17 protein-coding genes are annotated in these 13,974 nt (G+C 61.2%); all 17 read left to right on the top strand.

What is annotated here, in order from left to right:
• The first annotated feature begins 127 nt into the window (after positions 1 to 127).
• The 17 genes from ACRQ1B_RS06160 (at position 128) to ACRQ1B_RS06080 (ending at position 13,974) form a co-directional block, all read left to right on the top strand.
• The gene (locus ACRQ1B_RS06160) at positions 128 to 844 is read left to right on the top strand and encodes a winged helix-turn-helix domain-containing protein (RefSeq protein WP_432292759.1); all 717 of its coding nucleotides are present in this window, start codon (positions 128 to 130) and stop codon (positions 842 to 844) included.
• A complete protein-coding gene (locus ACRQ1B_RS06155) occupies positions 841 to 1,272 on the top strand; it encodes an ASCH domain-containing protein (RefSeq protein WP_432292758.1) in 432 nt (143 codons plus the stop codon). The genes ACRQ1B_RS06160 and ACRQ1B_RS06155 overlap by 4 nt, the downstream gene beginning before the upstream one ends.
• The gene (locus tag ACRQ1B_RS06150; RefSeq protein WP_432292757.1) at positions 1,269 to 1,607 is read left to right on the top strand and encodes a hypothetical protein; all 339 of its coding nucleotides are present in this window, start codon (positions 1,269 to 1,271) and stop codon (positions 1,605 to 1,607) included. Before ACRQ1B_RS06155 ends, ACRQ1B_RS06150 begins: the two co-directional genes overlap by 4 nt.
• A gap of 64 nt (positions 1,608 to 1,671) precedes the next feature.
• The gene (locus ACRQ1B_RS06145) at positions 1,672 to 1,929 is read left to right on the top strand and encodes a hypothetical protein (RefSeq protein WP_432292756.1); all 258 of its coding nucleotides are present in this window, start codon (positions 1,672 to 1,674) and stop codon (positions 1,927 to 1,929) included.
• The gene (locus ACRQ1B_RS06140) at positions 1,922 to 2,194 is read left to right on the top strand and encodes a hypothetical protein (RefSeq protein WP_432292755.1); all 273 of its coding nucleotides are present in this window, start codon (positions 1,922 to 1,924) and stop codon (positions 2,192 to 2,194) included. Before ACRQ1B_RS06145 ends, ACRQ1B_RS06140 begins: the two co-directional genes overlap by 8 nt.
• Positions 2,195 to 2,196: 2 nt before the next feature.
• On the top strand, positions 2,197 to 3,273 hold the full coding sequence (locus ACRQ1B_RS06135; protein WP_432292754.1) for a DUF7146 domain-containing protein: 1,077 nt from the start codon (positions 2,197 to 2,199) through the stop codon (positions 3,271 to 3,273).
• The gene (locus tag ACRQ1B_RS06130; RefSeq protein WP_432292753.1) at positions 3,273 to 4,196 is read left to right on the top strand and encodes a hypothetical protein; all 924 of its coding nucleotides are present in this window, start codon (positions 3,273 to 3,275) and stop codon (positions 4,194 to 4,196) included. The genes ACRQ1B_RS06135 and ACRQ1B_RS06130 overlap by 1 nt, the downstream gene beginning before the upstream one ends.
• 73 nt (positions 4,197 to 4,269) lie before the next feature.
• The gene (locus ACRQ1B_RS06125) at positions 4,270 to 6,120 is read left to right on the top strand and encodes a hypothetical protein (protein WP_432292752.1); all 1,851 of its coding nucleotides are present in this window, start codon (positions 4,270 to 4,272) and stop codon (positions 6,118 to 6,120) included.
• A 394-nt stretch (positions 6,121 to 6,514) separates the two neighbouring features.
• Entirely contained in the window at positions 6,515 to 7,102 is a 588-nt protein-coding gene (locus ACRQ1B_RS06120; RefSeq protein ID WP_432292751.1) for a hypothetical protein, read from the top strand.
• Positions 7,103 to 7,595: 493 nt separating this feature from the next.
• On the top strand, positions 7,596 to 9,269 hold the full coding sequence (locus tag ACRQ1B_RS06115) for a hypothetical protein (RefSeq protein ID WP_432292750.1): 1,674 nt from the start codon (positions 7,596 to 7,598) through the stop codon (positions 9,267 to 9,269).
• A 35-nt stretch (positions 9,270 to 9,304) separates the two neighbouring features.
• On the top strand, positions 9,305 to 9,661 hold the full coding sequence (locus tag ACRQ1B_RS06110; protein ID WP_432292749.1) for a hypothetical protein: 357 nt from the start codon (positions 9,305 to 9,307) through the stop codon (positions 9,659 to 9,661).
• Positions 9,636 to 9,851, top strand: a complete 216-nt coding sequence (locus ACRQ1B_RS06105; RefSeq protein WP_432292748.1) for a hypothetical protein — start codon at positions 9,636 to 9,638, stop codon at positions 9,849 to 9,851. The genes ACRQ1B_RS06110 and ACRQ1B_RS06105 overlap by 26 nt, the downstream gene beginning before the upstream one ends.
• Positions 9,851 to 11,386, top strand: coding sequence for a portal protein (locus tag ACRQ1B_RS06100; RefSeq protein ID WP_432292747.1), 1,536 nt, complete (start codon positions 9,851 to 9,853; stop codon positions 11,384 to 11,386). The genes ACRQ1B_RS06105 and ACRQ1B_RS06100 overlap by 1 nt, the downstream gene beginning before the upstream one ends.
• The gene (locus ACRQ1B_RS06095; RefSeq protein ID WP_432292746.1) at positions 11,386 to 11,754 is read left to right on the top strand and encodes a hypothetical protein; all 369 of its coding nucleotides are present in this window, start codon (positions 11,386 to 11,388) and stop codon (positions 11,752 to 11,754) included. Before ACRQ1B_RS06100 ends, ACRQ1B_RS06095 begins: the two co-directional genes overlap by 1 nt.
• A 14-nt stretch (positions 11,755 to 11,768) precedes the next feature.
• Positions 11,769 to 12,614: a hypothetical protein gene (locus tag ACRQ1B_RS06090; protein WP_432292745.1), complete on the top strand. Its 846-nt coding sequence runs from the start codon at positions 11,769 to 11,771 to the stop codon at positions 12,612 to 12,614.
• A 148-nt stretch (positions 12,615 to 12,762) separates the two neighbouring features.
• Complete coding sequence (locus tag ACRQ1B_RS06085; RefSeq protein ID WP_432292744.1) at positions 12,763 to 13,635, top strand: phage capsid protein; 873 nt, start codon at positions 12,763 to 12,765, stop codon at positions 13,633 to 13,635.
• 60 nt (positions 13,636 to 13,695) lie between these two features.
• Positions 13,696 to 13,974 (top strand): hypothetical protein, encoded by a 279-nt coding sequence (locus ACRQ1B_RS06080; protein WP_432292743.1) that lies wholly within the window; start codon positions 13,696 to 13,698, stop codon positions 13,972 to 13,974.

The raw sequence follows: 13,974 nt of genomic DNA, 5'->3' as shown, positions 1-13,974 counted from the left end.
CGATGAAGTTGAAATTTTCGAAGATCCCGGCTCATCGAACGCGACCGGTGTCAGCGTTGGCCTGGCGAAACTGAAATCGGCCAAGGCCAAGCTGCGCGTCACGATCCGTGCCGCCGCATATCAGGAAATGGGTTTCGCCGCCCATGATCGCTTCAAGCTGCTTATCGGTACCGGTGAAGATCACGGCGTCATCCGCCTGCGGAAAGATCGAAACGGCGCACTGAAGGCAAACGAGCGGTCATTCACTGGCGGCGTTACTGCGTTTCAGATCAGCCTTTTTCACCGACCCGAATTCGTTGATCGGACAGAAAAGGCCGTGCCTTGCCAGTGGGAAAAGATTGATCTGACCACGGTCGAGATCATCCTTCCGAAATGGGCAGATGAGACTGGCCCCCGAAAAAAAACCTCGATTTCGTCTATTCCTCCTCATGAGGTGGCTGCTCGCGAAGACGCTGCGCGAAAAGCTCGTGAGGCGGTCGAGGCGGAGCAGCGAAGGCGAGACAATGATCTCGACGCGCTTGAGCGCGAAACCATTCGGCAGATTACGAACGCGCTGGCTGTGGCGCCGGCAGCTTTCCTCGACGAGTTGGGACTGACAAAAACCGAGGCTGAGGTGCTCCGGATCCTCGTGGCCAAACGCGGCCAGGTCGTCACCAAAGATAGTCTTCTCACGCTGCTCTATATGAGCCGCCCGGATGAAGCCCCTGAAGAAAAAATCATTGATGTCTACGTCTGCAAGCTCCGAGCGAAGTTGCCGGAAACCTGCCAAATCAAGACCAGGCACGGCTCCGGATACCAATTTATCGGTCAGCATGAGGACCTGTTCGAAAGGGCGGCGGCATGAGCAATCTCCCTCGCAAGGCTCTGTCGATCATGCAACCGTGGGCTTGGCTGATAGTCAATGGCCACAAAGACATCGAGAACCGTGACTGGCCAACGAGGTTTCGTGGTCCAGTCGCAATTCATGCTGGCAAGAAGCTCGATGAAACAGCAGCCATATGTCTCGACCGTGGGTACCACCCGGTTTCGAGCCGTCTGGTGCGGATCGCCGACGATGGGCAGGCCTACGAGCGAGGCGGCATCGTTGGCGTCGCCGAGATCGTAGATTGCATTCCTCATGAAAACTCTGATCTGCAGGATACCTGCAGCGAATGGTTTGTTGGAAAATACGGCTTCGTCATCCGGAACGCCCGGCCCGTCGATTTTATCCCGGTTCGCGGCGCGTTGGGGTTCTTCGATTGGCGCAAGAACCTCGTCGAGGCGCGGCCATGAGCGATCTTTCCCTCCTCCCGATCATTGAGGGCCTGGCGAATGCCCGATCGCAGCGAGACCGGGCCGACTGGCTGGTGCGCTGCCCTCTGCACATTCTTGCCAAGTACGATTTCACCATCCGTAATCGCCTCGATGTCGCCGGTTTTCTCGGAGCCGGCGACTATCTGGACGCCGTGTGGGTGGCACGAAGCGCTCTTCGCGACCCTGTCGGCACGTTCACTCCGGAGACGGATCGCTTGCTGGTGGCGGCCGCCAATAAGCTTTGGCAGCAGGCCTGGGTTCTCGACCAGGACGCGGCCCAGCCCCCGCCCGATCATTCCGTAACCGACGTGTAAGTCCCGCGTACCGCCGGCTGTGTCCGTAGTGCCGGCGGATCCATTCCAGAAAAACGAAAAGACGATGCGAAAGAAAGAACGGACACCTTACCGGCCCGACCAGGCCGTGCATCTCGCGCGCATCGAGGCGCGGCGCCAACGCTTGGGCATCAAGCACCAGGACCTGGCCGACGCGGCCGATATCTCCATCGCCACCTATCGCCGGATCCGCAAGAGCGGCAGGGCCGCCCTGCCCCAGATCGTGAAGCTGCGCTTTGCGCTTCGCACGATCGCCCAGCGCCGTCGCGCCGGCGACATGATGTTCGAGGCCGCCGATGTCTGACGAGGTTCTGCGCGCTGCGCGTATCGCATTGAAGGGAATTCGCCTGGCGCTGCACCGCTCGGCGATCCGGGCCGCCGACATGCGCTCGATCGAGATCTACCTGCTGGTGACCGCCTGCGGGGTGAACAGCACATCGGCCGCCGAAGTCTGCGGCTGCTCGAAACAGAACGTCTCGAAACTCGTCGGCGCGGTCGAGACCCGCCGCGAGGACCGCAATTACGACAAGGCGCTCGCCGAGCTCGAGCGCGCGATCATGGGAGAGTGACGTTGAGCCGTTTCGCCGTCGCCAAGGATCATATCGTCGCGAACCTCGAGAGCATCGTGGCTGAGCTGCTGCTCGGAAAGCAGAAGTTCAAGCATCGCGGCACATGGAACGTGCGCAATCCGTTCCGGCCGGGCTCCAAGGAAGAGCAGATGGTGGTCTGGCTCGCCGGCGCGCGTCGTGGCGCCTGGAAGGATTTCGTTTCCGGTGACAAAGGCGATGCCATCGGCCTCGTCGCGTTCGCGCTGACGGGCGACGTGAACAAGGAAAGCCAGATGGCGGCGGTGGAGTGGGCCGAAGACCGCTATGGCCTGCGCACCATGGACAAGAGCCGGCGCGACCAGCTGGCGGCCGAGGCGGCGACGAAAAAGGCCGCGGCCGAGGCGACGGACAGCAAGCGCCGGCAATCCTCGATCGAGCGGGCACGCAAATTTTTCTTCGCCTGCGCCCCGACCATCATAGGCACACCGGCAGAGGCCTATCTCGCTTCCCGCAATGCGCCGATCTCGCGCGTTCCGAACCTCGGGCGATCGCTGCGGTACCGCCGCGACTGCGAATATTGGCGGATCGACGGCAAGCCAAAAATGCCGGCGATGATCGCGGCCATGGTCGACGAGCACGGCAAGCTTGCCGCCTGCCATTACACGTTTCTGCGTCCGGACGGATCCGACAAGGCCGAGGTCGAAAAGGCGAAGATGATGTTTCCGGAAACATCCGGCCTGGTCATCCGCCTTTCCGATGGGCCGACGGGTCTTTCTGCAGAGAAAGCGGCCAAGGAAGGCAGGCCGGGGATCGTCGGCCTGGTCGAAGGCATCGAGGACGGATTGTCGGCCGCGATCGCCGCGCCGGAGCTGCGCATGTGGTCCTGCGGCAGCCTCTCCGGCTTCCGCACGGTGCCCAACCACCCAGCCGTCAATGGCTGGATCATTTTCAAGGACAATGACTGGTGCAAGCCGCAGGCGCAGGAGCAATTCGACCTGGCCGTCACCCGTCTCAAGAGCTTCGGAAAGCCGGTGGAGGTGGTCTCCATGCCGGCCGACTGGGGGAAAGATGTCAACGACGCGATAAGGAGCGGATGGTGATGAACATTCTGGAAATCAACCCGGCAGACTTCGGTGGTGGGATCGCGCATGTCGCAGCCAGCCAGCTTTACGAGTTTCTCCTGCATGACCAGGCTGAAGGTGCTGCAGCGCCTACATGGTTCGGAAATGCCAGTGACAGCGTCGAGGATGACGTGCTGGCGATGGCTCGCTACATCAATGGCTTCGAGATGTCCGGCGAGCGTCTGTGGCGCTGGGGGCAGATCGAGGGCGTCTTCGACACGGGGCTGACGTCCTACGAAGATCTGCCGCTGCCCCGGCGCATGGCCTTCGAGATCTTTGCTGATGTTTGTGCAACGGCACATCATCGCCTTGCATCGGCGCAGGACCTGCAGCGCAAGGCCGACGCCTCGGCGATCGCGGCCGAGAACGTGCCGGGACTGAAGCTCGAGGACAGTATCTTCGAGCCGCATGGTTCGCTCGGCGAGATCGAGCCGCACCAGCAACAATACCTGAAGGATCAGCAGCAGGCCGACGCTGCCGCCCTGGCGGCCGCCGAGGCGAAGGCGAACGAGCCGGAGGAGCACGACGCCTTCAGCGCCGGCGCGCCGATCGACGAGGAAAACGAACCGGGAAAACCGGCCAGCATGAGCGCGGGGACGCAGGAAGGGTCGACCGATGAAACGGAAACTGCAGACCAGGGACAGGCGGCAGGCGGCGCGCCGGCGCCGGATCCGGATGCACAGGGCAATGTGGCTGGACTATCTGACGATGATGGCGAAGCCGATGCCGGAGCTGATGGCGCATCGCCGACGTCGACTGGCGAAGTGGCGGACCCGGTGGCAAAGCCAGCGGGTGATGAAGGTGGCAGCGGCGCTGCTGCGACCGATCCTGAAGAACCGGCCGAGCCGGTGAAGGCCTCGACGAAGTCGTCGAAGACGAAAAAGACCAAATCACCAAACTGAAATTGAGCGCTCATTTGTCAACCGGAAGGCGGGTTTTTGACCCGTTTTCCGGCCAGCCGGAAAATTATTTTTGATGTCCACAAACGACGACGTCGGTGCTCGCAAGGTTGGCGGCCTCATTCGCAGTGCCGAGCAGAAGGTAAAACGGAAGATTGCCGAGAAGCAGGATCCTTATCCTGATCGCGGCGGGCAATACGACGGCCTGAAACCGGGCGAATGGAACAAGGATGGCGCGGTCACCGACCCGACCGGCTTCCTGCCATACAACACGCCCGTGCGGCCGCTCGGCTACGATGGTGAGGACTATTACTTCGTCGACACAATGGGTCAGGTGTTCAATACGGGCACGGCCTCGATGGGTGTCGAGCGGATCCAGAAGCTTTTTGCCGGTCATGAGCCGTGGCTCGACTGGGCATTTCCATCTTTCGACAACAAGGGCCGCGTCACCGGGTTCAAATCCGAGATGGTGCGGCGAGCCCTTTACGCTGCCTGCAGGGAGCGCGGTGCCTGGTCCTCGGCGGACATGGTGCGCGGCCGCGGTGCCTGGCGCGACCATGAGGGAAAGCTGATCCTGCATTGCGGTGACCACCTCTGGATCAACGGTGATATCAGCGACACCGGAGAGCATGGCGAGCATCTGTATGTTCGCCGGCCGCGCTCGATGTCGCCATGGCCAGACGCGGTGCATCCGGACGATAACCCTGCCCCCGGCCTGGTGAAGATCCTGCGCACCTGGAACATGGGCCGAGGCGACGTCGATGCGGTGATCCTGCTCGGCGCGATCGGCGTGGCCATGCTCGGTGGTGCGCTCAACTGGCGGCCCTCGGTGATGATCGTCGGCGATGCCGGCGTGGGCAAATCCGAGCTCACAGGGCCTGACGGCGTGCTGAAGACGGTTCTCGGCCGCATGATGGTCTCGACCACCAACGCGACCGAGGCCGGCCTCTACCAGCTTGTCGGCCATGACAGCGTGCCGATCGCCGTCGACGAGCTCGAGGGCGAAGACGGCATCGAGCAGGCACAGAAGGTCATCAAGATGGCCCGCGACGCGGCCTCCGGCTCAGTTAGGATCCGCGGCGGCCAGAACCACCGGGGCGTCGAGTTTCAGGCGCGATCGACATTCTTCTTCAGCGGCATCAATCCCCCGCCCATGCCGCCGGCATCGCTCACGCGACTGGCGATCATCGAGCTTATGCCGCTGAAGGCAGGCGGCAAGCCTCCCGTCCTGCAGGCGCCCGAAACGGTCGGCCCTCGGCTGCTGCGCATCCTCGCGGATCGGTGGAAGGACTTGCAGTATCGTCTTGATGACTATGCCAATATTCTTCAGGAGCACGGGCATGACAGCCGTGGACAGAAGACGTTCGGCACGTTCCTGGCCGTGGCGCATACCATGCTCGGCGACGAGGGATTGAGATCCCTCGGCCTCCCCTGGGACGATCTTTCCAAGTGGGGCGAATGGCTATCGGCCGAGAGCGTGCCGGAGCTTGAGGGCAAGGCTCCGACATGGGAACAGGCGCTTTTGGCAGTGCTGACCAGCGTCATCGAGAACTATTCGGGCGGTGCTCGTCGAACCGTTGCCCAGGAGCTCGAGCGCATCAAGGACGGGGAAAGCATCCACGAGGTGCGCGATCGCCTCTCCCTGATCGATCTCGGCCTGGTCGAGGATCCGCAACGCCGGAAAAGCTATCTGCTGGCGATCCCGCATGACAGCCGCGTGCTGGCCAAGGCGCTCAACGGCACGCCCTTCTCGAACGGGCTGCAGGGCAACTGGAAATTCGCCTTCAGGCGCGGCGATCCGCGCGTCGTGATGACAAAGGTGGAGCTTACGCCCGGCAAGTTCGACAACCGCGTCAGCGTCGCCGGCAGGCAGGCGCGCTGCAGCTTCATCTCCCTCCATGAGTACACCCGATGGCTAGCAAAATAGTATCCGCAACCTGCGGCAGCAGGGGACCGCCATTTTTGTGCATTTTTACAGGTGGAGGCCGGACCCCGACCCTTTGGCGTGCTGAAAAGAGCGCGGTTGACGGTTTTCGGCCTCCTGTAGCGTAACCATGGGCTGCGGTGCGGCCCTCGGAAACTGTCTAACTGTCTAGTGTCTGTCTAGGCAGTGAAGCGATTGAAATCATTGGCGAATGAGCCAGAGATTAGACAGTTAGACAGCTAGACAGCAAATCTCCTCATAATGTGCATACGGGTGCGTACACATGTGAGGCTTACGTCTGTCTATCTGTCTAACTGTCTAAATATACATCTAAGTATATGAATAGATTAGGTTAATATCACTAGACAGAGGCTAGACAGGTTCTAGACAGGCGGCTGTGACGGATCGGAATAAAATAATCGAGGATACTGACGATCTGGGGTCGGATTGGCGTGCCGATGCCGCCTCCAGCCTGGAGCGCGACGACCCGGAGAAGGCGGCGAAGCGGTCGCGCGGTCGGCCGAAAGGCTCGATGAACCGCAAGACGCAGGACTTTTCGGCCTGGTACGACGCGCAGGGGTACAAGGATCCGCTGCAGCTGCAGGCCGAGTTCATGTCGGCCGACCCGGTCGCGCTTCAGGCCTTCTACATCGAGCATGAGCGGACGCAGAAGGCGATCGGCAAGATGTTCGGCAAGGCGGTGCCGGCGCTCTCGGACATCGTGAAAGCCCAGATGGACTGCGCGAAAGAGCTCGCCCCCTACCTGCACGGCAAGGCACCGGCACGCGAGGCGCAGGACGACGAGCGGCTGCCCGTCCTGGTCATCAATGCTGGCACAAACCAGATCGAGCAGGCGCAGCTGGTGCATGCGAAGTCGCTGTCTGTCGGTCGGCCGCTGGTCGAACTGACAGCAAGCAAAATCAATGACTTAACGGAACGCGACGGGAAGAATTCCACGCCTCATAATTCCAAGGATGCGAAGTGATAATGATTTCAATCGCTTACGAGAATTTTAGACTGACTGGTTATCAGTTGCTTTTGGAGGGGGACCGGCCTGTTTCGAGCGATCGGCCAAGCCCGGCAGCCCGCGCCAGTGCCACCCCTGCCCCCCATGCATGGCTCGCCACCCCCCCTGGCCGCGCGGGCTTCCCCCGAAGTGGGGGGCACCCCGCCCCCCAGGGGTACGCGTGCGCGCACCGATCCAGATTTCAGCAAGGTGCCTTGAGCCACTCGCAGGTTGTGTTTTTGGTCTTCTACGCCGCGTCTAATCTCTGCCGCCTTGGGGCCGGGGTGCGGGCTAAGCCCGTCGGCCGCGCCCTCTCCTCGCCGGCCTGGGGTCGGGGGCGCCAAATCCTGTCCTGGGATTGGGGAATGATTGAACGGACGCTCTCCGCCCTTCGGTCGTCGATCGACTTCAGCGGTGCCGGCGCGCCTGCGCTGATGCGCGCGCCGGCCTCTGGCTCGATGGGCTGCCGCCCATGAGCCAGCATATTTCCAATCTCGTCACCCGTGACGACATCAAGGTCCATACCGACGAGCAGCTTCGCAGCCTCGTCGCCGACCTTGATATCGTCGGTGACTTCGATCCGTTCGACTACACTCCGCCCGGCCCGGTCGGCCAAGCGTTCCTGAACTCGGCTTTCCTGACCAGCTTCATCATGGGGCCTCTGGGTGGCGGTAAGACTACGGCCTGCGCCTTCAGGCGGATCATCGCCGCCACGCTGGCGCCAGTGGCATGGCATCCGGAAGACAAGAAGCCGACGCGCATGTGCCGGTGGATCGTGCTGCGTGACACGTTCCGATCGGCGGAAAAGACGGTTCTGGAAAGCTGGAAACAGTGGTTTCCGAAGGGGTTTCCGGGCTCGAAATGGGCTGGTGGCAATGATCGTCCTGTCACTCACACGCTGCGTTTCATGGGTAGCGACGGGATCCGCATCGAGGTCGTGACGGAATTCGCGGGCCTTGGCGAAAACTCAATCGAGACCCTGATGAAGGGCCGAGAATATTCGGGCGGCTGGCTCAACGAAGCCGATACGCATGCCGAGGGCGCGATCGACGACCTCGAGCAGCGCGTCGGCCGCTATCCCTCGGCGAACATCCTGCTCACCGTGCGCGAGCTCGAAGAGCTTAGCCGGAAGCTGGGGCACAAAATTGTTTCCGGCCAGCGCCAGCGCCAGGTGATCGGCGATCTCAACGCGCCGACTGTCGATAACTGGACCTACAAAAAATTCATCAAGCATCCGACTGACGACCGAAAGCTGTTTATCCAGCCTTCCGGCCGATCGGCGGAGGCCGAAAACCGGTTCAACCTCGATCAGGATTATTACGATCGCATCATCCGCAACCAGGATGATCACTTCGTCAAGCGCATGGTCGATAACGAATTCGGCTATTCCAGGCACGGCAAACCGGTCTACGAGAAATTCAATCGGCTGATCCATGTTGCTCGTCGCCGCATCGATTTTGATCCGCGTCTGGCTCTCGGTATCGGCATTGACATCTCGACGAACACGCTCAACCCGGCCGCCGTTTTTGGCCAGCAAAAGGGCCCGCGCATCGTCCTGATCGACGAGCTCTATCTCGGGCACGGTGTTGGCCCTGCCCGATTTGCCGAGGCACTGAAGCGAAAGATCGACGAGGATTACCGCGGGGCCAGCAAGATCCGGGCATGGGGCGATCCGGCGTCGCAATATGGCGGTGACCGCGAAGGCGGGCAGCTGGCCGCCCTCGAGATCCTCGCCATGGTGCTCGGCATTCCGATCCTGATCCCTTTCGGCGGCTCGAACGAGCTCGGAATGCGCCTCGATGCCGTGAAGACGGAATTGCGTGGGTACCATGAGCCGGATAGCGAATTGCTCGTGTGTCCGGAGAAGTGCCCCATCCTGCTCGAAGGGTTTGATGGCAAGTACCGCTACAAAAAGCGACCTGATCACGCCTCGACTGAATACGAGGAGCAGCCGGAAAAAACGCACCCGTGGTCAGATATCCACGACGGCGGACAATATCTGATCGGTGGCTTTCGCGGCCGCGCCGGCGTCATCCGTGGAGCAGCTGGTCGGGATCATGTCGAGGATCGCGCCGATCGGCCGCCGCGTTCTCGCTCCCCGTGGGGTCGGGGGGGCTTTGATCCGCACAAGGCTGGCGCTCGATGACGTATTCGATCCAGGCACCGGCAACGATTTTTGATATGGCCGAACTCGGCGGTGCCGGCACCTCGTTGCACTGGGCCGTCGTCAAGGAAATGTGGTCCGGCGGCGAAACCTTTGCATGGCGCCATGGCGATCAGCTGATCGGCCTCATGGGTTTGTATCCCATCGATGGTGGTGCCGAGGCCTGGTTTAATGTCCGTCCGGAGGCCGCGGCCCATATGCCGTACATCATTCGCCAGATGCGGTTGACCTTAGCTTCCCGCTCTTACCCTGAAATCGTGGTGATCTGCACCTCGGCGGCCGGCAGGCGCATCGCGCGTCTCGTCGGTTTTCAGTTTGCCGAGGGCGTCGAAAGCGGGGATATCTGGCATGCCAAGTATTTTAGGCGGAAGTGATAAGGGCGCGAAGCTCGCAAAACAGCAGGCTGAACAGCAGCAGCGCCGGACCTTGGCGGATCTTGCCCGCCAGCAGGCGGAGACCGATCAGGCCGCAGCGGCGCCCGCAGGCCGGAAAACGGGCGGTCGCATGCTGACCTTCCTGACGAACCTGAATTCCGACGGTCTCAACAAGCTCGGGCAGGCCTGATGTTCGAAGTCGACAAGCTGAAGGCGCGCCGAAACGCCGCGCAACGTGAGCGTGACGCCTTTCAGCCCATGCTCGACGAGGCATACCAGTATGCCATTCCATTCCGGAAATCGATCAAGGACACTGGTCCTGCGGAGAAGCGTGTCGACCAGGTCTTCGACCATACGGCAATCGACAGCGCTTTCCGGTTCGCCGGTAAAGTCCAGCAGGATTTCTGGCCGGCCGGGCAGGAGAATTTCAAGCTCGAGCCCGGGCCGATCGTTCTCGACCAGGCCGAACGCGAACAGCTGATCCAGCAACTGGGCCCGACCAGCAAGGTCGCGCAGGCGTTTTTCGAGGATGGCGACTGGGATATGGCCTTCCATGAGATGGCCCTGGATCTATCCGCCGGCACGGGCGCGATCCTGATGAATTCCACCGACGAGCCGGATCTGCTTTGGGAACCGATATCGGTCCCCATAAACGAGCTTCTGATCGAGCAGGGTCCGAACAACAAGGTCGCTGCGATCTTCTGGACCCGGAAGATGAGCGTCCGGGTGTTGTTCGATACGTGGCCTGAAGGCAATTTCAGCAAGGATCTTCAGGATTTCCACCGCGAAAAGCCGGAAGGCGAGATCGAGGTCAACGTCGACACGGTCTATGATCGCAAAAAGCGCCGCTGGCACATGCTCGTGTGGTGCAATAAACAGGCGTCGATTATCTACTCGACGCAATCGCGCACCTGCCCTTGGCTGATCCCGCGCTATTTCCGCGTTCCAGGTGAAACCATGGGCCGCGGCCCCGTCATGTTGGCGATGCCGACCATCAAGACACTCAACACCACGGCGCGCCTGCAGCTGCAGGCGGCTGCGATCGCAATGCTCGGGATCTATACCGCGGTCGATGACGGCGTGTTCAATCCGGATCTCGCCGCCCTCGAGCCTGGTGCTTTCTGGAAGGTCGCCCGTAACGGCGGCACGATGGGGCCGTCGATCAATCGTTTCCCAGATCCGCGCCTCGACCTGCAGAACATTGTCCTGAACGATCTGCGCATGGGCGTGAAGGCGACGATGATGGATCAGAGCCTACCGGCAGATGGCGCGGCCGTGCGTTCGGCGACGGAGATCCTCGAGCGGGTGAAGCGCCTAGCGTCCGACCACCTTGGCGCTTATGGCCGCCTGATCAAGGAAGTCACAATTCCGGCCATCAAGCGTGTGCTAGAGCTCGCTTACAATAAGGGGCTTCTGCAGGTCGAGGTGCCAATCGACCAGCTGATCACAAAGGTGAAAATCCAGTCGCCTCTGTCGATCGCGCGTGAGGCGCAGCGCATCGAGAAGATCGTGCAGTGGCTGCAGATGGTGCTGATGATTCTCGGCGAACGCAGCGGCCGCGTTGCTCACCTCGAGGTCGCCCTCTCCGATATCGGCCGCCAGATGAGCGTGCCGGACAACTACATCGTCACAGCCGAGCAGCGGCAAGCCATGGATGAGGCCGAGCAGCAGGCTGCCGCTGCCCAGGCGCTTGCGGCCGCTGCCGGCGCAACAGGAGCAATGTGATGTTCAGTGCGCAGGATCTGCAATCCATTATCGGCTCTGCCGGCAAAGGCGGTTGGGAGTGGTTCGAACAGGCCGACCCGTCCGTGAAAACCGCGCTTGATGTCCGTCAGGAAAAGGATGCCGAGGACGCAAAGACGATCGCCAGCGCCTGGGCCCGCTTCTACGAAAGTCCGGACGGGAAAAAGGCGCTAGAGCGATTGTTCGACACGACGCTGCGCCGGACCGTTTTCTTCGTGCAGCTCGGCCTCGATCCGGCATCGATGGCGACGTTTGGTGCATTTCGCGAAGGGCAGAACGCCCTCGCGCATGAGATTGCCCGCCAGATCGCGCGCGGCAATGCCGAGGCTATCCAGCCTCGCGAAACCTGAAAGGACGGCGTGAGATGAGAGACATTCTTTCCCGGCTTCGGCCGGTTTTTGAAGGAGAAGGCCTTGGTGGCGGCGGTGGTGGCGGTGGCGGTGGCGGTGGCGACACCTGGGCTGCGCCCCAGGGCCTGCCAACTGAATTTTCCGGCGCGAATGCCGACGAGGCGCTCGGCAAATTGCTTGGTGGTTACAACGACCTCAACACCCGTTTCGGCGGCATGCGCGAAAAGCTGTCGAAAATGCCGGCCGCACCGGAAAAGCCGGACATGTATACATTCGATCCGGGCGACAAGCTGAAGCCGTTCTTTGGCGATCTGGCGAACAACCCCGCAATGAGCCACGCCCGCAATGCGGCGCACAAGATGGGGATGAGCCAGGACCAGTTCGCCGGCTTTATCTCCGAAACCTACGGCCCGATGGTCGATGCCGGCCTTCTTCCTGCCCCGTTCGATCCGCAGGCCGAGCTCTCCGGCTTCATGAAGGCTACCGGGCTGGATCCGAAGACAACGCAGGAAACGCTGACGGCCAATGAGACGTTTGCCAAAGGTCTCGTTGGTCAGCTGCAGGGTATTCCTGACGACATGAAGGCCGACGTCGAGGCGACCCTGCTCGGGCTCACTGACACGGCCGTCGGCAATGTTCTGATCAAGGCGCTCTCCGGGCGTCTCAACGAAGCAGGCATCCGGATCTCGGGTGACGGCGGCCAGCATGGTCAGCTAACCGCCGATGATCTGAAAAAACTAGATAGCGATCCGCGGATTGATCCGCGTAACCGTGACCACAAGGATCCGGCGCAGCGCTTCGATGAGGCGCTTCGCCAGAAGTATGACGCGGCGTATGCGCGTCTTCATCCTCCGCGCTAAAAGTTGACGGTACTGCCGCCCGCTTATCGTCATGATCAGCACACGGGCGGACCTGCTAAGCCCGCGGCCTCTCCGGATAAAACCGGACCCGCGGGTTTTTTGTGGCCTCTCCTCCTCGGTGCATTCCCCAACCATCGAGGGCCTTTCAATGACGCAGAACGCGCCAAATTGGAACACGGTGCAGTACGCCAATCGGGCGATGCACATCTATCAGAATAAGGGCAACCGCCTCCGTCCGACAGTGACGCAGGCCATGCGCATCGAGAACAACGAAAAAGGCGTCTTCTGGCTTGCCGGCAAGTCCAAGGCCAAGAAGGTCGAGCGCCGAGAACGCAACCAGCCCTCGAATGCCGAGCGCAAAAAGGTCGAGGTGTCGCTCGCCACCTGGAAAGCGTTCGATGTCATTGAGGAATATGACGTCGACCGTATGAGCGTCGACGAAAAGGAAGTCGTCTACGAAAGCGGTGCCAATGCGCTCGGCCGCGCAACGGACATCGAAATCTATCAGCAGATGGCGACGGCGGTTCCAGCAATCGGCGGCCTGGACTTCTCTGCCGGCGCTTTCGGCGCGGCTAGCGCCCTGACGCTGTGCGCGGCTCTTCAGAACGACAAGGTTCCGTGGGATGGTAATGTCTATTGCGGACTTCCGGCCCTGCAATGGAACCAGTTTCTTGCTCAGAAGGTCGTCAATGACAGTGCGCATGTCGGCCCCGACTTGCCGTTCGTAAAAGCGACGGACACGCGCTTCTGGAACGGCGTGAATTGGTTCCTCTTCGTCGAGGAGGATGCGGGCGATCTGTATCCGGTCCCCGGTGCAAATCAGCAGGATCTGTTCATCTGGCACAAGTCCGCGATGGGCTGGGCCAACAACACGGATCTGTCGGTCATCACGGACTGGGACAACTACGAAAATTGGTGGACCGTCAATATGACCTGCAAGGGCGCTGCGTCTCCCATGCAGGAAGGCAAGGGCATCAAGCGGTTTCGCACTTCGACCAACTCGGCGATCGTCGTCGGCTAAAGCCATCGGCGCCGGCACGGACGCCGGCGCCATCCTTCATCAATATTCCAGGAGCCAACCATGGCCTTCAAAATCAAAGGATTTCGAACTGTCGATTTCATGTTCGATCCTGACGGCGTCGCAGGCGCCAACCTTGGCATCCATAAGTACGTAACGGCGGATGATCGCGCCGCGGTCGAAACCGCAGGTTACTTCAATGCGCTGGCGAAGCGCGTCAAGGCCGGAGATCATATCGACGCGACGCTTGGTTTCGGCGGAGCGATCATGCGCCGAAACTATGTGGTTACCGTCGTCACTTCTACGGCGGTCACCGTCGCCGCGCAGAACATCGCAGCCTGA

Source organism: Endobacterium panacihumi, assembly GCF_050847465.1.
GTDB classification, from domain to species: Bacteria; Pseudomonadota; Alphaproteobacteria; order Rhizobiales; family Rhizobiaceae; genus Neorhizobium; species Neorhizobium panacihumi.
Note: the sequence above shows the minus strand (reverse complement) of the source record. Positions and strands in the feature narration are given on the sequence as shown.

Excerpts from the sequence above, each read along its gene's own strand:
- ACRQ1B_RS06095 (WP_432292746.1), top strand. The coding sequence starts at position 11,386 with ATGTTCAGTGCGCAGGATCTGCAATCCATTATCGGCTCTGCCGGCAAA.
- ACRQ1B_RS06110 (WP_432292749.1), top strand. The coding sequence starts at position 9,305 with ATGGCCGAACTCGGCGGTGCCGGCACCTCGTTGCACTGGGCCGTCGTC.
- ACRQ1B_RS06115 (WP_432292750.1), top strand. The coding sequence starts at position 7,596 with ATGAGCCAGCATATTTCCAATCTCGTCACCCGTGACGACATCAAGGTC.
- ACRQ1B_RS06150 (WP_432292757.1), top strand. The coding sequence starts at position 1,269 with ATGAGCGATCTTTCCCTCCTCCCGATCATTGAGGGCCTGGCGAATGCC.
- ACRQ1B_RS06090 (WP_432292745.1), top strand. The coding sequence starts at position 11,769 with ATGAGAGACATTCTTTCCCGGCTTCGGCCGGTTTTTGAAGGAGAAGGC.
- ACRQ1B_RS06130 (WP_432292753.1), top strand. The coding sequence starts at position 3,273 with ATGAACATTCTGGAAATCAACCCGGCAGACTTCGGTGGTGGGATCGCG.
- ACRQ1B_RS06085 (WP_432292744.1), top strand. The coding sequence starts at position 12,763 with ATGACGCAGAACGCGCCAAATTGGAACACGGTGCAGTACGCCAATCGG.
- ACRQ1B_RS06140 (WP_432292755.1), top strand. The coding sequence starts at position 1,922 with ATGTCTGACGAGGTTCTGCGCGCTGCGCGTATCGCATTGAAGGGAATT.
- ACRQ1B_RS06105 (WP_432292748.1), top strand. The coding sequence starts at position 9,636 with ATGCCAAGTATTTTAGGCGGAAGTGATAAGGGCGCGAAGCTCGCAAAA.
- ACRQ1B_RS06160 (WP_432292759.1), top strand. The coding sequence starts at position 128 with ATGGGTTTCGCCGCCCATGATCGCTTCAAGCTGCTTATCGGTACCGGT.
- ACRQ1B_RS06125 (WP_432292752.1), top strand. The coding sequence starts at position 4,270 with ATGTCCACAAACGACGACGTCGGTGCTCGCAAGGTTGGCGGCCTCATT.
- ACRQ1B_RS06080 (WP_432292743.1), top strand. The coding sequence starts at position 13,696 with ATGGCCTTCAAAATCAAAGGATTTCGAACTGTCGATTTCATGTTCGAT.
- ACRQ1B_RS06155 (WP_432292758.1), top strand. The coding sequence starts at position 841 with ATGAGCAATCTCCCTCGCAAGGCTCTGTCGATCATGCAACCGTGGGCT.
- ACRQ1B_RS06145 (WP_432292756.1), top strand. The coding sequence starts at position 1,672 with ATGCGAAAGAAAGAACGGACACCTTACCGGCCCGACCAGGCCGTGCAT.
- ACRQ1B_RS06100 (WP_432292747.1), top strand. The coding sequence starts at position 9,851 with ATGTTCGAAGTCGACAAGCTGAAGGCGCGCCGAAACGCCGCGCAACGT.